The organism is Aureimonas phyllosphaerae, assembly GCF_047943035.1.
Taxonomy (GTDB): domain Bacteria; phylum Pseudomonadota; class Alphaproteobacteria; order Rhizobiales; family Rhizobiaceae; genus Aureimonas; species Aureimonas phyllosphaerae.
Genome location: NZ_CP181348.1, coordinates 2,053,610 through 2,073,608 on the forward strand (window position 1 = coordinate 2,053,610; position 19,999 = coordinate 2,073,608).

At 66.2% G+C, this 19,999-nt stretch carries 15 protein-coding genes and 1 pseudogene; 6 read left to right on the top strand and 10 right to left on the bottom strand.

What is annotated here, in order from left to right; genetic code table 11:
* Positions 1 to 123: 123 nt before the first annotated feature.
* Positions 124 to 1,038 carry a magnesium transporter CorA family protein gene (locus ACLNGM_RS09580; protein WP_416358140.1) on the bottom strand — a complete coding sequence of 305 codons (915 nt, stop codon included), beginning with the start codon at positions 1,036 to 1,038 and terminating at the stop codon, positions 124 to 126.
* A gap of 442 nt (positions 1,039 to 1,480) precedes the next feature.
* On the opposite strand from ACLNGM_RS09580, the gene ACLNGM_RS09585 reads away from it, so the two are divergent.
* From ACLNGM_RS09585 to ACLNGM_RS09595, 3 genes are all read left to right on the top strand, one after another.
* A complete protein-coding gene (locus tag ACLNGM_RS09585; protein ID WP_416358141.1) occupies positions 1,481 to 2,431 on the top strand; it encodes a substrate-binding domain-containing protein in 951 nt (316 codons plus the stop codon).
* 62 nt (positions 2,432 to 2,493) lie between these two features.
* Positions 2,494 to 4,077, top strand: coding sequence for a sugar ABC transporter ATP-binding protein (locus tag ACLNGM_RS09590; protein WP_416358142.1), 1,584 nt, complete (start codon positions 2,494 to 2,496; stop codon positions 4,075 to 4,077).
* Positions 4,074 to 5,087 (top strand): ABC transporter permease, encoded by a 1,014-nt coding sequence (locus ACLNGM_RS09595; protein WP_090964727.1) that lies wholly within the window; start codon positions 4,074 to 4,076, stop codon positions 5,085 to 5,087. The genes ACLNGM_RS09590 and ACLNGM_RS09595 overlap by 4 nt, the downstream gene beginning before the upstream one ends.
* A gap of 299 nt (positions 5,088 to 5,386) precedes the next feature.
* Here ACLNGM_RS09595 and ACLNGM_RS09600 read toward each other — a convergent pair whose 3' ends face one another.
* The 8 genes from ACLNGM_RS09600 to ACLNGM_RS09635 form a co-directional block, all read right to left on the bottom strand.
* Positions 5,387 to 5,800: a hypothetical protein gene (locus ACLNGM_RS09600; RefSeq protein WP_090964724.1), complete on the bottom strand. Its 414-nt coding sequence runs from the start codon at positions 5,798 to 5,800 to the stop codon at positions 5,387 to 5,389.
* Positions 5,801 to 6,088: 288 nt separating this feature from the next.
* Positions 6,089 to 6,964 carry a ribokinase gene (locus ACLNGM_RS09605; protein WP_416358143.1) on the bottom strand — a complete coding sequence of 292 codons (876 nt, stop codon included), beginning with the start codon at positions 6,962 to 6,964 and terminating at the stop codon, positions 6,089 to 6,091.
* Positions 6,961 to 7,830 (bottom strand): MurR/RpiR family transcriptional regulator, encoded by an 870-nt coding sequence (locus ACLNGM_RS09610; protein ID WP_416358144.1) that lies wholly within the window; start codon positions 7,828 to 7,830, stop codon positions 6,961 to 6,963. The genes ACLNGM_RS09605 and ACLNGM_RS09610 overlap by 4 nt, the downstream gene beginning before the upstream one ends.
* On the bottom strand, positions 7,827 to 8,801 hold the full coding sequence (locus ACLNGM_RS09615; protein ID WP_090964718.1) for an ABC transporter permease: 975 nt from the start codon (positions 8,799 to 8,801) through the stop codon (positions 7,827 to 7,829). Before ACLNGM_RS09615 ends, ACLNGM_RS09610 begins: the two co-directional genes overlap by 4 nt.
* 5 nt (positions 8,802 to 8,806) lie before the next feature.
* The gene (locus ACLNGM_RS09620; protein ID WP_416358145.1) at positions 8,807 to 10,342 is read right to left on the bottom strand and encodes a sugar ABC transporter ATP-binding protein; all 1,536 of its coding nucleotides are present in this window, start codon (positions 10,340 to 10,342) and stop codon (positions 8,807 to 8,809) included.
* A gap of 62 nt (positions 10,343 to 10,404) precedes the next feature.
* Positions 10,405 to 11,460, bottom strand: coding sequence for a substrate-binding domain-containing protein (locus ACLNGM_RS09625; RefSeq protein WP_416358146.1), 1,056 nt, complete (start codon positions 11,458 to 11,460; stop codon positions 10,405 to 10,407).
* A gap of 65 nt (positions 11,461 to 11,525) precedes the next feature.
* Positions 11,526 to 12,512: a sugar phosphate isomerase/epimerase family protein gene (locus ACLNGM_RS09630; protein WP_416358147.1), complete on the bottom strand. Its 987-nt coding sequence runs from the start codon at positions 12,510 to 12,512 to the stop codon at positions 11,526 to 11,528.
* A gap of 491 nt (positions 12,513 to 13,003) precedes the next feature.
* Positions 13,004 to 13,732, bottom strand: coding sequence for a LysR substrate-binding domain-containing protein (locus ACLNGM_RS09635; RefSeq protein WP_416358148.1), 729 nt, complete (start codon positions 13,730 to 13,732; stop codon positions 13,004 to 13,006).
* Between the two features lie 308 nt (positions 13,733 to 14,040).
* On the opposite strand from ACLNGM_RS09635, the gene ACLNGM_RS09640 reads away from it, so the two are divergent.
* The 3 genes and pseudogenes from ACLNGM_RS09640 to ACLNGM_RS09650 all read left to right on the top strand — a co-directional run bounded on the left by ACLNGM_RS09640 (position 14,041) and on the right by ACLNGM_RS09650 (position 18,818).
* Entirely contained in the window at positions 14,041 to 15,942 is a 1,902-nt protein-coding gene (locus tag ACLNGM_RS09640; protein WP_416358149.1) for a hypothetical protein, read from the top strand.
* 169 nt (positions 15,943 to 16,111) lie between these two features.
* Positions 16,112 to 17,257, top strand: coding sequence for a calcium-binding protein (locus tag ACLNGM_RS09645; protein WP_416358150.1), 1,146 nt, complete (start codon positions 16,112 to 16,114; stop codon positions 17,255 to 17,257).
* 398 nt (positions 17,258 to 17,655) lie between these two features.
* Positions 17,656 to 18,818, top strand: a pseudogene (locus ACLNGM_RS09650) (IS3 family transposase).
* Between the two features lie 58 nt (positions 18,819 to 18,876).
* On the opposite strand, the gene ACLNGM_RS09655 reads toward ACLNGM_RS09650, so the two are convergent.
* Positions 18,877 to 19,976 (bottom strand): IS3 family transposase gene (locus ACLNGM_RS09655; protein ID WP_416358151.1). Its coding sequence is split into 2 segments (ribosomal slippage): positions 18,877 to 19,715 and positions 19,715 to 19,976, totalling 1,101 coding nucleotides; the frame shifts between segments, so codons are not numbered across the junction.
* Positions 19,977 to 19,999: the final 23 nt, after the last annotated feature.

Here is a 19,999-nt window from a genome sequence, read left to right on the forward strand (position 1 = left end):
TTCGCTTCTCGATGAAGGCTGCTTCGCCGCGACCGATCCGGGGTGGTGCGACCTCGAAACCCGTCGTTGGCTGCAGGCTGTCCGCCAGCGTTGCGAAACCTCGCGCCTGTTCCCGCCTGCCGGTTACAGCCAGCCCTTGCGCCGGAACCACCAGTAGGGGACGACGGCCGAGACGACCATCATGACGAGCGCCATCGGATAGCCGATCCGCCACGACAGTTCGGGCATATGTTCGAAGTTCATGCCGTAGATCGTGCCGACCAGCGTCGGCGGCAGGAACAGGACGGCGGCGATCGAGAAGACCTTGATGATCGTGTTCTGCTCGATGTTGATGAGCCCGAGCGTCGCGTCCTGAAGATATGCGATCTCGGCTTCCGTACGCGCCTCGTATTCCGATAGCGAGCGGATGTCGCGCTCGACCGACTCGAGCCGCTGGAGCGCCGCGTCCTGGATCCAGGGGGCCCCCGGCCGCGCGAACAGGACGAGCCGGTTGAGGCTGAGAAGACTCTCGCGGATGATCGCCAGCAGACGGTTCTTCCGGCCGAGGCGCACCAGAAGGTGGCGGAGGACCGTCGAGCGCTCCTCCGCCTTGCGCACGTCCTCGTCGCCGTAGAAGATCGCGGTCGACACCTCGCCGATCTCCGTCTCCGTGGCCTCGAGAAGATCGGCGATGCGCTCCAGCACGCTCTCGAGAAGGGCGCCGAACACCGTCTCGGACGAAAGATGCGCATCCGACGATTTCGCCTGCCTCGCTTCGAAGGCGCGGAACGGCAGGGGATCGGCATAGCGAACCGTGACGAGGCACCGCCTCGTCAGAACGAATGTCACCTGCGTGCGGCCCGGCTGGGTCCGTCCCGTCGCCTGGACGAGGACAGCCGTCATGACGAGTGCTCCATCCTCCTCGTAAAGCCGGGACGACTCCTCGATCTCCGCCATCTCGTCCTTGGTCGGGACTTCGATGCCGAGCATCCGCTCGACGGCCTGTTCTTCGTCTCGCGTCGGATCGTGGAGGTCGATCCAGACCAGACCGTCAGGCATGTGCGAGCAGTCGCTGCCCGAAGGCTTCAGCCTTCCGCCATCGATCGTGTGAAGCGTCAGCATCGGGTTGCCGCGCTCGCCGGGTCTCCGGCTCCATCCATGGGGATCCTGTCCGACCCGGATGAGTTCATCGTCTGGTTCCTCCGGGTCGTCGCGCAATCGGCCGATGGCGAAGCATGCCTGCACACTCGAGGCAACGTTCAGGACCAACGCCGCTATCGTGCGACATGATCGCGGGAATGGTGAAATGCGCCATCCGGAAAATCGTCTCGGACCCAGCCGTCCACAGGCAGCCTTCCAACTGGCCTAGGCGTCTCAAGGCAGCCTTTAACGATCAATGAAGTCCACTTGCACCGACACGTGTGCGTGATACCGTGAGGTGTCCCCGGACCGACCCGACGAAGAGCGGGAGGCCGGCGGCGCAAACGGGAGGGTTCACATCATGAACAGGCGTTCGTTCCTGTTGTCGTCGGCTGCCTTGGGTGTGGTCGCCCTATCGGCCGGAAGAAGCTGGGCGCAGGCCGCGCCCCTGACCATTCTCGGCTCCGTGCCGAGCCTCAGCTTTCCGTTCTTCGTCCACATGCTGAACCAGATCAAGGCGCAGGCGCAGGAGATCGGCGGCATCACGCTGATCGAGAGCGACGGCCAGAACTCGGCGCCCAAGCAGACGGGCGACGTCGAGGCCGCAGTGGTCCAGAAGGTCAACGCGATCGTCATCTCTCCGCTCGACGTCAATTCGCTGGCGCCCGCCGTGGAGCAGGCCGTTCAGGCCGGAATCCCGGTGGTGACGATCGACCGGCGCGTCGACGGCGTGGACGGGATCCTCGCCCATGTCGGCGCCGACAACGCCAAGGGCGGCGAGGCGCAGGCCAACGCCATCATCGCGGCGAGGCCCGACGGCGCCAAGATCTTCCACCTGCAGGGTCAGCCGGGCGCAGGGCCCGCAATCGACCGCAACAAGGGCGTCCATGCCATCCTCGACGGCAAGGACAAGTATCAGATCGTCTTCGAGCAGACCGCCAACTTCGCGCGGGCCGAGGCCCTTTCGGTCACGGAAGCCGGTCTCACCGCCCACGGCAAGCCGGACGTCATCGTCTGCGCCAACGACGACATGGCGCTCGGCGCGATGGAGGCGTGCGAGGCGGCAGGCCACACGGACGTCCTGATCTACGGCTTCGACGCGCTGCCGGAAGCGCTGGCGGCTGTGCGCGACGGCAAGCTCGCCGGCACGGTGGAGCAGTTTCCGGGTGAGCAGTCCCGCACTGCGGTCCGCATCGCGGTGGATTTCGCCCGCAACCAGACGAAGCCCGCACAGTCCCAGGTTCTCCTGACGCCGATCGTCATCGGCAAGGACAATCTCGACAAGGCCGAACGACTGAGCGAGGCTGGCTGAGCGAAGGCTCCAGTCTCGGCCGGCGGCCTCCGGGGCGCCGGCCAAGATTGGACCGCATGCCGATGCTCGCGCCATCCGCTCCCATTCCGGCCGCACCGTCGCCGGTTCCGCTGCTCGAGATGCACGGCATCTCGAAGGACTTCTCGGGCGTGCGCGCGCTCAACGACGTCTCCCTGCGCCTGCACGCCGGCGAGATCCTCGGCCTGATGGGCGAAAACGGCGCCGGCAAATCGACGCTCCTGAAGATCCTGTCCGGCGTCCAGCCGCCCTCGCGCGGGGAAATTCGCCTCGACGGCCGGCCGGTCGCCTTTGCCAATCCGGACGAGGCGATGCGGGCCGGCATCGTGACGATCTACCAGGAACTCTCGCTGATCCCGACCCTGTCGGTGGCCGAGAACATCTTCGTCGGCCGCGCGCCGGTGAACCGCCTGAAGCTCGTCGACTGGCGCGCTATGCGCGAGGCCGCGTCGGAGGCGATCGCGCGGGTCGGTCTGCGGCTCGATGTGCGAACGCCCGTCTCGGCGCTGTCGGTCGCCGAGCAGCAGATGGTGGAGATCGCGCGCGCGCTCTCGCTTCGCTCGCGCGTCATCGTGATGGACGAGCCGACATCCGCTCTTTCGGAAGCCGAGGTCAGCCGCCTTCTCGGCATCATGCGCCAGCTCCGCTCGGCCGGGGTCTCCATCATGTTCGTCACCCATCGTCTGGAGGAGGCCTCAGAGGTCTGCGACCGCATGACCGTCCTGCGCGACGGGCGGCTGGCGGGCGAACTGGAGCGTGGGACGGATCCCATTCCCGTCCCGGCCGTGATCGAACGGATGGTCGGGCGTGCCGCCTCCGAGCTCTATGCCCGGCCGGCCGAGCGGGCGAAGGCCGGCGAGGTGCGCCTGTCGGTGCGGGGCCTCACCACGCTCCGCAATCCCGAGGCGCCGCACGCGATCGTCCTCAAGGGCGTCGATCTCGATCTTCGAGCCGGCGAAATCCTCGGAGTCGCCGGTCTCGTCGGGTCGGGTCGCACCGAACTGGCGCGGGCCATCTTTGGCGCCGACCGGCGCGCGGCCGGCGAAATCCGGCTCGACGGGCGGCCGATCGCCCCCGCCGCGCCGTCCGATGCCATCGCTCTGGGGATCGGTCTCGTGCCGGAGGATCGCAAGCATCAGGCGATCTTCCCGGCGCTCGGCATCCAGCCGAACTTTTCCGTCGCGTCGCTGAAGACCTATGCCCGGGCGCTGGGCTTCATGGCCGAGGGGCGGGAGCGCCGCGATCTCGCCGACTACAGGAAGATGCTGAACATCCGCATGGCCGGCCCGGATCAGCTGATTGCCGGGCTTTCCGGCGGCAACCAGCAGAAGGTGATCCTCGCCCGCTGGCTGGCGCGAGACCCGAAGGTGCTGATCGTCGACGAGCCGACGCGCGGCGTCGATGTCGGAGCCAAGGCGGAGGTCCATCAGATCCTCGTGGGGCTGGCCGCGCGCGGTATCGCCGTGCTCGTCATCTCGTCCGAACTGCCTGAGATCCTCGCGGTCAGCGACCGCATCGTGACCATGCGCGAGGGCCGCATCACCGGCGAGATGCCGGCATCGGAGGCCAGCGAAGAATCCCTCATGGCGCTGATGGCGCTCGGAACCCGGACGGAGCCCCGCCCATGACCGCAGCCAACGAGCCGGCGACACGCCCCCGCGTCAACCTCTTCCGCGTCCTCAAGACCTTCGGGCCGCTGCTCTTCCTCGTCGTGCTGATGGCCGTCTTCGCCCTCGTCAACCCGAACTTCCTGAACCCCACCAATCTCTTCAATGTCCTCCGCCAGATCTCGATCACCGGCCTGATCGCGCTCGGCATGACCTTCGTGATCCTGACGGCGGGCATCGATCTGTCCGTGGGATCGCTGGTGGCGCTGTCGGGCATGGTGGCGGCCATCGTGTTCAAGGGCGGGGCGGCCAACACCTTGTCCCTCGGGGGGGCGGCGGCGGGCGGCTACGGCTGGTTCGCCGCGCTCCTCGCGGCCCTTGCCGTCGGCACGCTCTGCGGCGCGATCCAGGGCCTCGCCATCACCCGACTTAAGGTGCCGCCCTTCGTGGTGACGCTCGGTGGGCTGACGATCTTCCGCGGGCTGACGCTGACGCTCTCCAACGGCGGCCCGATCTCAGGGTTCGACGCGTCCATGCGTTGGTTCGGCGCCGGGCTGATCGGGCCGGTGCCGGTGCCGGTCATCATCTTCGCGGTGGCCGCGATCCTCTGCCATGTCGTCCTGCGCTACACGCGCTACGGGCGGGCGGTCTATGCGGTAGGCGGCAATGCCGAGGCGGCGCGCCTGTCCGGTCTGAAGGTCGATGCGATCCTCGTCTCGGTCTACCTCATCGTCGGCTTCTTCTGCGGGCTGGCGGCCTTCGTCCTCTCGGCGCGCCTCAACTCGGCGGAGGCCGTGGCGGGTATCGGCTACGAGCTGACGGTCATCTCGGCCGTCGTGATCGGCGGTACCAGCCTTTTCGGTGGCGTCGGCACCGTCGGCGGCACGGTGATCGGGGCAGCGCTGATCGGCGTCCTCGTCAACGGCCTCGTGCTCAACAACGTCTCGTCCTATACGCAGCAGGTGGTGATCGGCCTGATCCTGATCCTTGCCGTGGCCTTCGACCGCTGGCTGAAGGCGCGGGCCCGGTGAGGGCGTCGTTCCGCTGGCCCCTGAAAGGGGCCTCATAAGCGGCTGATCGTCGTGCATCTGCCGACCGTGGCGCCCTGTGGCGTCTTCTCGGCGAAGCCTGTCGGCAAATCCCGCACATAGGATCGCACTCGGCGCATCAAGGCTGATCGGGATCGGCGTCGCGTTCCGACTGCCGACATCGAGCGTCTGCCTCAACGCGCAGTTTTCCGGCGAAGCCGCCGATGCAGCGGCGCAACGGGCGCGGAAACGCGGGCACTGGACGAAGAGCCCGCCGCCGGATGCCGGCGGGCCCCAGAGGACTACTGGGCCTTGATCATGGTCATGACGAGCTTGTCGTCGACGCGGACCGGTCCGTCCTCCTTGGCACCCAGCGTGTACTCGAACACGCCCTTCTTCGTGCCGCCGTCCTCCGAGTGAACCATCAGCATCAGCATGTCGCCGGGCTTCACGTCCTCGGTCAGGATCGCCGCGACGTCGTTCGTGGTGCCGGCCCGGATCGGGGCATGCCCGACAACCGGACCCGGCTTCATCGCAGCGTCCGTGCGGTGGACGACGAGCCAGCCGTTCTTCGCGGCCATGACGGTGTCGGCGCTGACGATGCCGTTCGAAACATCCTGATCGACGGCCTTCACGCCCTGCATGGTCTGCTGGGCAAAGGCGGACGACGCCATCAGGCACAGCGTTCCGGCGATGAGGATCGCGCTCTTCTTCATGTCCCACTCCCGTGTTCGGTTTCGAAAACACAGAAAGATACGAACGGGCTTCGACGTCGGCTTCGGCGATCACCACCACGTGACTGCGCCGGACGAACGCCCCGTGCGCTGTTCATCCGTGTTCGCGACCGGCGCAAGGCTCGTGTCGGGCATTCGCTGCCGGGGCGCCGATCGGTAGGAACAGGCGATCAACCAACAGGGGCGAGGGCTCGGTCGCTCGCCATCAGATGTGAGATCGCATCCGATCAGGCGGATCCCGGCGTGGCCGGCATCGATGGTCCCGAACCGTCATGGACGTGCGGAAACATGCCGGGCTGCCGCCTCGTTTGCGGCAGACAGGCTTTCCCCGAACGGCGAGCCGGCGGCGAGCGAACCGACGAGGGCGCCGACGAAAGCGTCGCCGGCCCCATGCGTGCTGACGAGACGCACGGGCAGGGCTTCCAGCGAAACCGGTGCCTCGCCGGTCTGGACGCAAGCAACGCCGTCTCCCCCGGCCGTGACGACCACGCTGGGAAAGCGCTTCGCAAGCTCCGTCGCCGCGGCGGCTGCCGACGTCAGGTCGGTGACGCGACATCCGCAAAGCTGCTCGGCCTCGATCGCGTTCACGATCAGGACATCCACCAGGGCGGCCAGTTCGTCCGGAAGCGGACGGAACGGGGCCGCGTTGAGGCAGACGATCGCTTTCGCCTGGCGGGCGGCTGCGGCGGCTGCCAGATTCACGGCGTCCGGCACCTCATTTTGGAGGATCAGGGCTTTTGTACCCTTCCAGAGATCGGCCTGCCGGAGCGCAGCCGTATCGATCTCCAGGTTGGCGCCTGACACGATCACGGCGCCGTAGTCGCCTTCGGCATCGGAGATCGCGACGCTCATGCCCGAGCCGATCCCCGGCAGCCTGGCGACCCGGGTGGCATCGACGTCCGAGGCATCCAGCGCGGCGATCAGGAAACGGCCGAACTCGTCATCGCCGACGGCGCCTGCCATCCGGACCTCGGCGCCCGCCCGAGATGCGCTCACCGCCTGGTTGCCGCCCTTGCCGCCGAACTTCGGCGCCCAGGCGTGCCCCGTCACCGTCTCGCCCTTGCGCGGCCTGTCGGGCGCATCGACCATGATGTCGTAGTGCAGGCTTCCGACGACCACGATCACGGGCTTGGCGGGAGTGTTCATGTGTTTCGTCGCTTGGTTTTGACGGCTCCCATCGTAGCCGCGAGATTGCGTTCGGCGGCCTTCAGATCGCGCTGGGCGACCGCTGCGAAGACGGCGTCGAGGATGATCAGCTGAGCGACGCGCGCGGCCGCGTTTTCGCCGAGCAGCGGCGATCCCTGCGCGGTCGAGCAGAGCACGACATCGGCGATCTCCGCGATCGGGGAGGTGGCGTAGTTGGTCAGCGCGATCGTGCGCGCCCCTCGTTTGCGGGCGAGTTCGAGCGGCTCGAGGACCGCCGTGGTCTGGCCGGAATGCGAGAAGGCGATCGCGACGTCGCCTTCCGACAGGAGGGCGGCCGACATCAGCATCATGTGCGCGTCGTCGAAGACGTTGGTGCGCACCCCGATGCGCAGGAACTTGTGGGCGACGTCGCGCGCGATCTGGGCCGAGCCACCGATGCCGTAGAGGTCGCGCTGGCGCGCGGCGAAGATCAGGTCCGCGGCACGCTCGAAAGCTTCCGGATCGAGGATCGAGAGCGTCTCCTCGAGCGCGTGGATCGAGGTGCGGAAGACCTTCTGGGCGATCTGGGCGCCGCTGTCGTCGGGCGAGAGTTCCTGATGCAGGTCGGCGGTCGGCAGGCGATTGTAGTCCGCGATGCCGGCCCGAAACTCCTTGAAGCCCGAGAAGCCGAGCTTCTTGGCGATCTTGACGAGCATCGCGTCGGAAACGCCGGCATCCTCAGCAACGGTGCGCAGTGCCGTGGTCTCGTCGAAGTCGCGCCGCCCGAGGATCATCTCGACGACGCGCGCCTCGAGCGGCGTCAGCTGCGGCATCATCATGCGGATCCGAGGTCCGATGGTCCTCGGATCGCTGAAGGTGATGTTCATCCCCGTCCCCTCGTCGCGCGGTCGATCAGCATGGCGACGAGGATGATAAGGCCGGTGGCGAGCAGTTGGTAGAAGGCCTGGACGTTGAGGAGGGTAAGGCCGTTGCGCAGGGAGCCGAGGATGATGGCGCCGAGGATCGTGCCGACCACCGAGCCCTTGCCGCCCATCAGCGAGGCGCCGCCGATCGCCGCCGCTGCTATCGCGTCGAGCTCCCAGAGGTTGCCGAGCGTCGGGTCGGCGGCGCCCAGCCGCCCGACAAGGATCAGGCCGGCGATGGAGGCGAGGCCGCCGGAGATCACGTAGGCCGAGATCTTCGTCATGGCGACCGGCACGCCCGCGATATGCGACGCTTCCTCGTTGCCGCCGACCGCGAGGAAATACTCGCCGAGCGGGGTCTTGTTGAGAACGACCCAGACCGCGAAGGCGAGGACCGCCACGAGCACGACCGGCGTCGGCACGCCGAGGATGTCGCCGTTGAAGAGGGCGCGAAACTCAGGGGGAATGCCGAAGATCGGGTTGCCGCCGGTGTAGATGAGAGCCGAGGCGCGGTAGAGCGACAGGGTGCCGAGCGTCACGATGAAGGGCTGCAGGCCGCCATAGGCGACGAGCGCCCCGTTCACCGCGCCCGCCGCCATGCCGAAGAGGATCGCGGCGGGAATGGCGAGGACGATCGGCGCGCCGCCGACCATCATGGCGGCCGCCGCCACGGCGGCGATCGCCGCGGTCGGGCCGACCGACAGGTCGATGCCGCCCGAGATGATGACGAGCGTCATGCCGAGCGCCACGCAGGCGTTGATCGACGACTGCTGGAGGATGTTGAGAAGGTTGCGCTCGGTGAGGAAGTTCGGGCTGAGTGCGGCAAAGACGCCGGCGATCACCAGGAGGCCGATGAGCGTTCCGGCGTCGCGCAGGCCGAAGCCGAGCTTCAGGCCGCGCTTCGGCGTTGCGGAAAGGCTGTCGGTGGAGGTCATGGGCGTCAGTGTCCCGATCGGGAGGAATGGGAGGGGGCGCTGGCGGACTGCGGCACGGCGAGGGCGACGATCGCCTCCTCGCTGATCGCGTCCCGCTCCAGGATGCCGGCGACGGCGCCCTCGCGCATGACGAGGACGCGGTCGGAGACGCGCAGGATCTCCGGCAGCTCGGAGGACACGACGATCATCGAGCGCCCTTCGACGGCCAGCCGCTCGATCAGCGCGTAGATCTCCGCCTTGGCGCCGACGTCGATGCCGCGCGTCGGCTCGTCGAACAGGAGGATGCGCGCGCCCGCCGCGATCCAGCGGCCGATGATGGCCTTCTGCTGGTTGCCACCGGAGAATTGGCCGATCGGCCGCTCGACGTCGAGGGGGCGCAGATTCATGTCGCGCATCAGCTTGAGGCTCTCGGCCGCGAGCGCGCGGCGGCGCACAAAGCCGGCGCGCGAGAAGCGCTTCATCGACGACAGGGCGATGTTGGAGCGGATCGAGCGACGGGCGACGATGCCGTCGCGCTTGCGCTCCTCGGGCAGGAGGCCGAGCCCGGCGCGGATGGCCTTGCGCGGATTGCCGAGGGCGAGCGGCCTGCCGTCGACGCGGATCGTGCCGCCGTCGGGGCGGTCGACGCCCGCGACGAGCCGCAGGAGTTCGGTGCGGCCGGCGCCGACCAGCCCGGAGATGCCGAGAACCTCGCCGCGCCGCAGCTGGAAGCTCGCGCCGCGCACCGCAATCCCGCGCGAGAGGTTCTCGACCTCGAGCGCCACCGCGTCGGTCGCAAAGCCCTTGTGCTCGGCCTGCGCGAGTTCGCGCCCGACCATGCGCGAGACGACCTCGGCCTCGGTGGTCTCGGCCATGGCGACGTCGGCGACCTTGCGCCCGTCGCGCAGGATCGTCGCCCGGTCGCAGACGCGGAATACCTCGTCCATCTTGTGGCTGACATAGATGATCGAAACGCCGCGCGCGGCGAGATCGCGGATCAGGACGGCGAGCCGGTCGAACTCGGCCGGCGTCAGGCTGGACGTCGGCTCGTCCATGGCGATGATCCGCGCATCCTCCATCAGGGCGCGCGCGATCTCGACGATCTGGCGCTGCGCGACCTTGAGGGTGTTGATGCGGGCGGCGGGGTCGATCGAGCCGTCGAGCGGGGCTAGCGCCGCGCGGGCCGCGCGCTCCTGCGCCCGGCGGTCGACGAGGAGGCCGCCGGCCATGCGAAGCGGGCGGCCGAGAAACATGTTCTGCGCGACGGTGAGCTCGGGAACGTGCTGGAGTTCCTGGTGGATCATCGCGATGCCGGCGCGCCGGGCGCCGAGCGGCCCGTGGCCGGCCACGCGCACGCCGTCGACCGACACGGTGCCGCCGGTCGGCTCCATCACCCCGGACAGGATGCGCAGGAGCGTCGACTTGCCCGCCCCGTTCTCGCCTAGGAGGCCATGAACCGATCCGCGCGCGACGTCCATCGACACGCCGTCGAGGGCGCGCAGCGTCCCGAAGGTCTTGCCGATGCCGTCGAGGCTGAGGCGTGGGGCGGACGAGGTGGTCATGGCGCTCCCTCCTGGAGACGTCGCGGTCGGCTGGGACCGCGTATGCGGTCCCGGCCGGACGATCACTTGGCGGCTTCTTTCAGGAGAACCGCGCGCAGGGCGTCGCCCTTCACGGCATAGGCCTCGACATTGTCCTTGGTGATCAGCGCCTGGGGCGTCGAGACGACGCGCGGCAGCGCCTGCTTGCCGACGAGGCGCAGAGCCGCCTCCATCGCGACCTCACCAGTGAGGACCGGGAAGGAGTCGACCGTGCCGGTCAGCTCGCCCGCGCGGATCGACGCATAGGCGTCCGAGATGCCGTCGGTGCCGAACACCACGACCTTGTCCTGCAGGCCCGCCGCCTTGACGGCCTCGACGACGCCGAGCGCCATGCCGTCGTTGTTGGCGTAGAAGCCGACGAGATCGGGGTTCTGCTGGAGGATCGTGGCGGCCGCGTCGTAGGCGACCTGGCGGTCCCAATTGCCTGGAACGCTCGCGACGACCTCAAACTTGCCGCCCTCGACCACGGTCTCGGAGAAGCCCTTGGTGCGCTGACCGGCGGCGAAGACGCCCGCCTGGCCCTCGATCACCGCGACCTTGCCGCCCTCGGGCCGGTTCTGGAGGAACCACTTGGCGACGCGCACGCCGTTGTCGCGCTGCACATTGCCGACATAGTGCTTCACGCTCGGGATCACGGCGTCGTTGACGTTGACGACCGGGATCCCCTGCGCCTCGGCGCTTTCCAGCGCGGGCTGCAGGTTGTTGTCGGTCTGCGGCGACAGGAGGAGCGCGGCGAAGCCCTGGCTGATGAGGTTCTCGGCGATCGAGAGCTGGCCGAGCTGGTCGCCCTCCGACTGCGCCGCCTGGTAGACGACCTCGACGCCGGCCTTCTTGGCATAGGCCTCGTAGCCCTCGCCGAGAGAGCGCCAGTATTCGTTCGTCAGCGTCTTCGACACGCCGCCGATGCGGGTGTCAGCGGGGGCGGCCGGAACCGCGCCGAACTTGGCGTCGAGCTGCGACCACTCGATGCGGTCGGTCTCGGTGTCGGAGTTGAGGGGCGCGAGCGTCTGGGCGAAGGCGCTGGCGCCGAGGAGCGACAGGGCGCAGCCGGCCACGAGGGCCTTCAGTCGGATCGTCATGGGGTTGGTTCCTCCCGTTGGACAAATGCCGGGCTGGCCTCGCGGCCCGGCGCGCGGTCTGGCGGTCAGGCCGCTGCGATCATCGCGGCGTTGACGATGCTCTGGCTGGCGACGCCGTCCTGGCGGCTCTGGGCCTCGCCGAGTCGGTTGTCGGCGTCGAGACGGTCGGCGACGCCGAGAAGCCGCTGCACGGTCTCGATGTTGGTCTCGCACTCGGCGACCGGATCGAGGCCGGATGCGTCGGGGAAGGTGTCGAAGTAGAGGGCGCCGCGGTAGCCGTCGCGGCGGATCTGGCGCAGGAGCTCCAGCGTCGAGCGAAGATGCACCGCGCCGACCATCAGCCCGTCGTCGCGCTTGGCGTAGCCGTCGTTGAGGTGGACGCCGAGGAGCTTCGAGCGGCGGTGGATGAGGGCGGCGGCATAGGCGGGCTGCTCGCCGGCATAGAGCGCATGGGCAAAATCGAGCGTCACGCCGAGGTTCGGCGCCCCGATCTCGCCGATCGCGAGCAGCGTCGTCGCGCAGTCGCGCAGGAGCGCGTGGGCCCGCGGCTCGTCGGGCTTGTACTCAATGGAGATCTGGCAGGCCGGATCGTGCTCAACGATCTCGCGAATGCCGGCGATCTCGAGGTCCCAGGCCTCGGCATAGTCGAGCTGGAAGTTGTAGTCGAAGCCGTCCTGGCCGAGCCAGAGCGTCATCAGGTCGGCGCCCATGGCGCGCGCGGCATCGACGCCGCGCTTGGTCATGTCGATCGCCTCCCGCCTCACGGCTTTGTCGGGATTCGTGAAGGCGCCGAGCTTGAAAGCCGGGTTGGTGTAGTAGCGCATCGCAAGGCCGTTGACCGACAGGCCGAGGTCCCTGATGCGCCGGCCGACGCTTGCCGGATCGTCCTTCACGTGGTCCGGGAAGTTCAGATCGACGTCCGTCAAACCCTTTGCAGTCGCCGCACGCTCTGCCATCTGCATGAAGGTCGGCTTGCCCGACAGGTCGGGCCAGTAGAGGTGCGGTGCGGAGCCAAAGGAGTTCAGACGGGTGGCGAATCGGGAAAGGGACATGGAAGCTCCGCTCGGTTGACTTAACTTTACGAATATTCGTGAACTCGTCAAGTTTTGGCTCGTCGGCCTTTCGTGGGCGACTCGGTGCGTGGTGCGGAGGGCATGACGGCGGCGCCCCGGAGAGGAGGCGAAGAAGGGATCCGCACGAAGCGTCGCTCCGACCATGACAGCTCTAACGCCGACCCCAAGGCTGCCCCGACGTTCCGCGGTGGCGCATCGAGTGATGATCGGACGATGCGAGCATCCAAGGCGTCACGTTCCGCCGGATCGGCGATCTTGGGCGTTTGCGAATGGCCCACTTTCCGACGTTCGCTCGCACGGCTGTCCGAGGCCGGACGAGGTGCTGCCGGACTGTCCGGTTTCGCAGGGCCTTGTTTGGTAAAGGTCGACCAGCCTTCTGTCGGGCCGTCAGGCGCATTTCGGTCTCGGATCGGGGCGCGACGGGCGGTTAGAGGGAAAGCCGACCATGACGGTCTCTCCTGGCGGCTCTTTCAAGTGTCCAGTGATGCGCGTTCCTGGAGGACGTGGTTCAGCGCTTCGATAAAAAGGGCGACCGAAGCCTCACTGTCCCGATCCCTCCGCGTCAGCGCGGTGTAAGGTCCCATCGACGGACGGAAGTCGACGAGGAGCGCGTCGATCGTCGGGCGCCCGAAGGGGCTGGCGAGCATGTCGCGGGGCAGAAGCGAGATCGCTTCGCTCTCGGCGAGGAGGGAGATCACCATCAGGAACGAGGCCGTCTCCGTGACGTCGTCGGGCTCGTGCGCGCCGCCGCCGCGAAAGGCGCTCGACAGGATCTGCCGCATGGGCGATCCCTCCGGCAGCACGACCCAGGGCCAGCGCGAGAGCTCCACCCAACTTGCGCGTTCGCCGGTGAGGCGGAGCGGGTGATCGCGCCGGCAGCAGACCACGAGACCTTCGTCGACCGTCGCGTGGACCGCAAATGAGGACCCGGCGTCCGCATCGAGCACCCGGCCGAGGGCAAGGTCCAGCCGACCCTCGGCAAGGGCTGCCGTGAGGTGGTTGCTTGTCGCCACCTCCACCGAAATCCGCAGGCGCGGGTGGCGCCGCTTCAGGACGGCGATCGTCCGGGCGACCAGGATCGGCACGGCGCTCGGGATCGCGCCGACGCGCAGCGTGCCCGCATAGCCGGAGGCGAGGGCCGCGATCTCGCCGACGGTTCGCCCGAGTTCGGCCCGCACGGAACGGGCATGGCGGATCATCGCCTCGCCGGACCCGCCGATCGGGCGGTGACGGCACGGGCGATGACGATCATGCGGACGGACGAGTACTGAGGTGGGTATGGATCATCGCCCCCATCTGATCACCTCGGTGCATGCAACTACAACCGCCGATAGGCCCCGCACGCTTCGATCCAAATTGCGCCGGCAAGCTGGCAGCCGCAAAGGTTGAAGTCCGTGTCACACGCCCGCTGTGAGCCCACAAATCGCAGTCGATTGTCGGGCAGAGCCCCTTCGTCAAGGCCGCTGCTGGAGCGCGCCGTCCCATCACCCTTGGCGCGGGCGGTGGAGTGCTCGGCCCGCTGACGGCATCCCTCACCGCTGGTGCGACGTCCGGAACGCTGGTAGCTGCCATCATTGGCTTGGGAAGCGGCGAGACCATCGCCTCCGTGACGCCGAACGATGGGAGGCTTGCGCTGGACGTCACACGACGCAATCTGCTGGTCGGTGCCAGCGCGGTCGCCGCCGGCACATTCGCGGCGACGCTCGCGACCAGTGCCGGTCGCACTTTGGGAATGAGGCCGACCGTGAATGCGAGCGGCCAGCCAGACCCCGCATCGATCCTGATGGAGAGCTTCGACAGCACCACGAACTGGTCCGCCGTCGCGGCTGGCTCCGGCTCGCAAACGATCGACACAGTTGGAAAGGATCAAGGGGCCGGACGTGCAGTCTTCACACCAGGCACCACAGGGGCTCCCCAAGTCACGAAGACGACGGGCTACCCGAACTACGACGCCTCCAAGCACAAAGTATTCGCCTACCTCGTGGACAAGGGTAACGATCCCGAGCTCAGCAACGGCGCGGATCTGCGTCTCGGGCAGGCTGCGAACGGCGTGAACTATCCCGCCGGCGCGAATATCGGGAAATATCCCGATCTGAACGGCGCTCTCTTCGGCAATATGATTCCCGGCAAGCACGTCAGGTTCACGAGCGCAGCTGACATGGCAACTGCTGGCGTCGACCTTGTGGACGGTGCTCCGATGGGCGTGCGAGCTTTTGGTGGTTTCAGCAGCCCTTTTGCCCCGAAGGTCGACGCACTGATCGCGACGGAAGGCGGTCGCCCGACTGTAGTCCTCACGTTCGATGATGGGCGAGTTGGTCCGTGGACCGAGCGTCAGTATCTCGCAGACCGCCGCATTCCGATAACGCTCTACATCCCGTGGGCTCTGGTCGGGCAGCTTAATCGACTGACGCTCTCGCAGCTTCAGGACATGAAGGCGCTTGGGCACGATATTCAGCTCGACGGCACCTGCGACGACGGGGCGATGATCGACCGGGCGAGCGCTGCTGCGGCTGTGACCGAACTTCTGGAAGGGAAGCAGTGGCTGGCCGACAACGGGCTCAATTCCAATGCTCGTCACTTTTGCTATCCCAACGGCCTGCATCGTTCGGCAGGTCCGCGCGTTGCGCTCCCGAATCCTGTCACGGACGGGTCGAACGTCATCACGGTCGGGTCGCACTCCAACTCTCAATCTGGACAGCCGATTTTTGGCGACAACGTACCCGCAGGTACGTGGATTACCGTCGTCATCAGCGCGACGCAGCTTCAGTTGAACCGGGCGGTCCCCGCAGGAGCGGCGAAGCTCTGGCGCGGCAACGTCTCGACGCTGACTGATACGAGTATGACGTCGGGTAGCCCTGTCCTCACTGTCACGTCTTCGGCTGATCTCATGGTCGGTGCGCGCGCCGTCTCGCAGGGTATTGGTATTCCTGACTACGCCACGATCCAGTCGATCGAGAATGCGACGCAGGTCACGCTGTCCGCCAGCGCCACGGCGACCAAGACGGGATCCGTCACGTTCACCGAGACCTCGCATCCGTTCCACACCGGCAAGCTGCCGGCGGCACTGAAGGCTGCGGGCTTCCTGACGGGCCGCACCACGATCGGCAACCCGATCTTCTCGAAGCACGGCATCTTCGATCAGGGCTTGGTGCTGCCGTCCTACACATTGTCGCAGGCTACCTTGTCCACCTATCAGACCGTCGTCGGGCACGCGAAGCGGACGGGCTCCACAGTGTTCATGTATGGCCATGACTTGGGCGGCGGTCTCATCAACCAGGAGACGGCCGACTTCCGCGCCGGCATGGACTTCCTCGCGGCCGAGCGTGACGCGGGCAATATCGACATCCTGACGGTCTCGCAGTGGTGGCTTCGCGATTGCGCCAACCCGCTGGCATTCCCCGCCGAATAAGCGTCGCCCTCAACTCAAATGGCGGGATGCGATCTCGCAGTCAGTCATATCATAAGTGGTGCCAAGAATTTCCGCTTCTATCAAAAGTTGTCGCTTTGAGCTTTTCGGACAATTCACACGGTTCCTGACTTAGCGGCAGTTGGCTGCGAACGATACCCAGGGGAAACATATGGCTGCCGTTACACTCAATTACCGCCTGGACGATTTCCTCGGAACCGGTTCCGGCCCAGCCTTGCTTGGGCCGTTTCCGATTACCACGGCGGCAAGGACAACGACTGGAGATGTATCCGTCACGCTGCAGTATTTTGGCGATTTCTCGGTGGGTAACGGCGACGAAACGGTTGCGGTTCTGATTGAAGGGTTCGTCAGCCAAGCCTACGAGGGTCAGATACCCAATGGTCAGTACGATGGTGTGAATTCTGTCACATTCACGATACCTCAGTCCACTTGGGCGGCAATCATTGCTGATGGTCAGATTGATGTGGCTTTCGGCATTGGATCTGACGTTGATGATTTCTCGGGAGAACCTGTCGAGGAGTTTCTGAACGTCACCTTCGATTATGACAGTGGACAGATTGGAAGCCCTTCGAACCCGCCGGTTTCTGGTTCGGAAGGAAACGATGCGCTCGCCGGGAACAACCTCGACAACCTGATTGATGGTGGCGCTGGGGATGACATGATCCTGGGGGCTGGCGGTGATGACCGGCTTATTGGTGGATCCGGTAATGATCTCGTCTCCGGCGGCCAAGGCGACGACGTCATCACGGGCAACCAAGGCGTCGATAATCTGAACGGCAACGAAGGCTCGGATCTCGTCCGTGGCGGCCGAGGCGACGACATCGTCCAGGGCGGTCGGGATGCTGACGAGGTCTACGGCGACAACGGCAACGACTTCGTCAACGGCAACATGGGCAACGATACCGTCTACGGCGGTGACGGGGCCGACGAGGTGCGTGGCGGTCAGGGCGACGACTTCGTGTTCGGGGATCTCGGCAACGATCAGATCTGGGGCGATCTCGGCAACGACACGCTGTTGGGCGGCGGTGGCGCGGACACGTTCCGTTTCGCGGCGAACTCGGGCAACGACATCATCGTCGACTTCAACCAGGCCGAAGGCGACAGGCTGGACTTCCAGGGCCAGACCTTCACGGTCTCGGAGGTCAACGGCTCGACAGTGTTCGACCTGTCGGGCGGCGGCACGATCGTGCTGCAGGGCGTCACCCCGGCGAACCTCGGCGACTTCCTGATCGCCCGACAGTCAGCGCCTATGCAAGTAGTCAGCCCGCCCGGTTCGCCGCGGCGGGCTTTTTCATGACCAAAGTCACCTGCAGGTTCAAGTGGTGGGGCGCAGCTGAATAGGGGCGCTGGTCTCTATGTTCCAGCGTGGTTTCCGGCAGTCTCAACGCGTGCTCGACCGCCTCGCGGATGAAAACTTCGACCGACCGTGCTTGCCGACCACGGCGTCAACACGCGCAGACATATCGTTCGGCAGCTGCACGACAACGGCGCCCACATTCAGCGGAGGCCGGCCCATCGGCATGTCTCCTGGTAGCGCCCGGGTCATAGCGGAGGGTAGGGCCGTAGATGATGGTGACTACTGACCGTGCGAAGGGCGGCATCCATTGCTGCATCATCCTTGAAGGAGATTGTGCTCTGCCCCCTGAAAAGTGGCCCTCCCTGAAGTAGGCTTTCGAGCTGACGGAGGATGACAAGATGGGACAGGAGAAGCCCAAGTCGGAAGAGATCGTCGCCAAGCTGAGGCAGGTCAATGTGTTGCTCTCGCAGGGCCGCCCGGTAGCGGATGCGATCCGCACGATCAGCGTGACGCCGTTTACCTACTACCGGTGGCGGAAAGAGTTCGGGGGGCTGAAGTCCGACCAGGTGAAGCGTCCGAAGGACCTCGAGAAGAGGAGCGAGCGGCTGCGCAAGGCCGTGTCGGACCTGACGCTGGAGAAGCTGATCCTGAAAGAGGCCGCTATCTAAGAAACTGGTGAGCCCCGCCCGTCGTCGTCGCTGCATCGACCATACCGTTCTGAAGTTCGGTGTGTCGGAGCGGCTGGCGTGCCGGGTTCTGGGGCAGCACCGATCGACGCAGCGCAAGGCGCCGCGGGGACGTTCCGACGATGCGGCGCTGACGGCCGACATCATCGAACTGGCGACGCAGTATGGACGCTACGGATATCCCCGTGGCCGACAAGCGATTGCTCGCAATCGCTGATAGGCGTCGGATCACAGCCCTGCTGCGGAATGCCGGATGGGTGGTCAACGTGAAGCGCGTCGAGCGGATCTGGCGGCAGGAAGGTCTGAAGGTGCCGGCCAGACAGCCCAAGCGCGGTCGGCTCTGGCTGAACGATGGTTCATGCGTTCGGCTTCGGCCCGAGCATCCAAACCACGTCTGGGCCTATGACTTCGTCGAGGACCGGACCCACAACGGCCGCAAGTTCCGCACGTTGAATGTCGTAGACGAGTTCACTCGGGAATGCCTCGCCATCCGGATCGATCGGAAGCTGAAGTCCGCAGACGTCATCGACGTTCTATCCGACCTCTTCATACTACGCGGCGTGCCAGGTTACATCCGTTCTGACAATGGCCCGGAGTTCATCGCCAAGGCGGTGCGCGAATGGATCGCCGCAGTTGGTGCCAAGACCGCGTTCATCGAACCGGGCAGTCCTTGGGAGAACGGCTACTGCGAGAGCTTCAACTCCAAGCTTCGCGATGAACTCCTGAACGGCGAGATCTTCTACAGCCTCGCCGAGGCGCGCATCGTCATCGAGAGCTGGCGGCAGCAATACAACAAACGGCGACTTGCACGAGCCTTAGTTACCGTTGACGTGACCCCCGTTTTTCATCCAGCGGGAGCGAGAGTCCTGTCGTGATCTTGACGTGCCCCCTGTTTTTGGACCGCCCGGCTGGAGTATTTCCGGGGGTGATTGCTCAGGCGGGCGGGCTGCCTTCCGAGCGTTTCATCATCTCGATCGGGGTCTTGTGGCCGATCGAGCTGTGAGGGCGGACTTCGTTGTAGTCTCTACGCCAAGCCTCCATCTTGGCCTTCGCGTCGTCAAGGCTCATGAACCAGTGGGTGTTCAGGCACTCAGCTCGGAACTTCCCGTTGAAGCTTTCGATGAACGCGTTGTCGGTCGGCTTGCCGGGCCGCGAGAAGTCGAGAACGACGTCTTTCTGATACGCCCAGAGATCGAGGTCTCGCGAGATGAACTCCGATCCCTGGTCGACCCGGATGGCCTTGGGGTAGCCAACCTCGCCACAGATGCGCTCCAGCGCCCGGACCACATCCTCGCCACGGTAGCTGAAGCGCGGATCGATCGCCGGTGAGAACCGCGAGAAGGTGTCGACGACCGTCAGGATGCGCAGCTTGCGGCCCGTTGCGAGCTGGTCGTGAACGAAGTCCATCGCCCATGTCTGGTTCACATGGGTCGCCACCGTCCGGTCGTCCCGCAGCTTGGCCTTCACGCGCCGCTTCGGCACCTTGTTCCGAAGCTGCAGGTCCATCTCCTTGTAAAGACGGTAGATCCGCTTCGGGTTCACGGCCCATCCTTCCCGTCGTAGCAGCACGTGGACACGACGGTACCCATATCGCACCCGCGTCCGCGTGATCTCTTGGATTCGGGTCTTCAGATCGGCCTGATCGCCGCGCCGGGACTTGTAGGTGTAGAGCGAGCGCCCGACCTTCAGGGCCGAGCAGGCCCGTCTGATCGACACCTTCCAGGACGCTCGAACCTCGTCCACCAACTGGCGTCGGCGAGCAGGCCTCAGAGCTTTTTTGAAAGCACAGCCTGCAGCATGGCCTTGTCCAGAGACAGGTCCGCGACGAGCCGCTTCAGCTTGGCGTTCTCCTCCTCGATCTGGCGCAGCTTCCTCACCTCGGACGGCATCATCCCGCCGTACCGCTTGCGCCAGTTGTAGAACGTCGCCTCCGAGATCCCGGCCTTCCGGCAGACCTCCGCAACCGCCGTTCCCTCGTCAGCCTGCTTCAGGACGAACGCGATCTGCGCCTCGGTGAACTTCGACTTCTTCATGGAATTCTCCTCGTCCCGCTCAC

Bases quoted from the DNA above. Each gene is read 5' to 3' on its own strand.
- ACLNGM_RS09580 (WP_416358140.1), bottom strand. From the start codon at position 1,038: ATGCCTGACGGTCTGGTCTGGATCGACCTCCACGATCCGACGCGAGAC.
- ACLNGM_RS09585 (WP_416358141.1), top strand. From the start codon at position 1,481: ATGAACAGGCGTTCGTTCCTGTTGTCGTCGGCTGCCTTGGGTGTGGTC.
- ACLNGM_RS09590 (WP_416358142.1), top strand. From the start codon at position 2,494: ATGCTCGCGCCATCCGCTCCCATTCCGGCCGCACCGTCGCCGGTTCCG.
- ACLNGM_RS09595 (WP_090964727.1), top strand. From the start codon at position 4,074: ATGACCGCAGCCAACGAGCCGGCGACACGCCCCCGCGTCAACCTCTTC.
- ACLNGM_RS09600 (WP_090964724.1), bottom strand. From the start codon at position 5,800: ATGAAGAAGAGCGCGATCCTCATCGCCGGAACGCTGTGCCTGATGGCG.
- ACLNGM_RS09605 (WP_416358143.1), bottom strand. From the start codon at position 6,964: ATGAACACTCCCGCCAAGCCCGTGATCGTGGTCGTCGGAAGCCTGCAC.
- ACLNGM_RS09610 (WP_416358144.1), bottom strand. From the start codon at position 7,830: ATGAACATCACCTTCAGCGATCCGAGGACCATCGGACCTCGGATCCGC.
- ACLNGM_RS09615 (WP_090964718.1), bottom strand. From the start codon at position 8,801: ATGACCTCCACCGACAGCCTTTCCGCAACGCCGAAGCGCGGCCTGAAG.
- ACLNGM_RS09620 (WP_416358145.1), bottom strand. From the start codon at position 10,342: ATGACCACCTCGTCCGCCCCACGCCTCAGCCTCGACGGCATCGGCAAG.
- ACLNGM_RS09625 (WP_416358146.1), bottom strand. From the start codon at position 11,460: ATGACGATCCGACTGAAGGCCCTCGTGGCCGGCTGCGCCCTGTCGCTC.
- ACLNGM_RS09630 (WP_416358147.1), bottom strand. From the start codon at position 12,512: ATGTCCCTTTCCCGATTCGCCACCCGTCTGAACTCCTTTGGCTCCGCA.
- ACLNGM_RS09635 (WP_416358148.1), bottom strand. From the start codon at position 13,732: ATGATCCGCCATGCCCGTTCCGTGCGGGCCGAACTCGGGCGAACCGTC.
- ACLNGM_RS09645 (WP_416358150.1), top strand. From the start codon at position 16,112: ATGGCTGCCGTTACACTCAATTACCGCCTGGACGATTTCCTCGGAACC.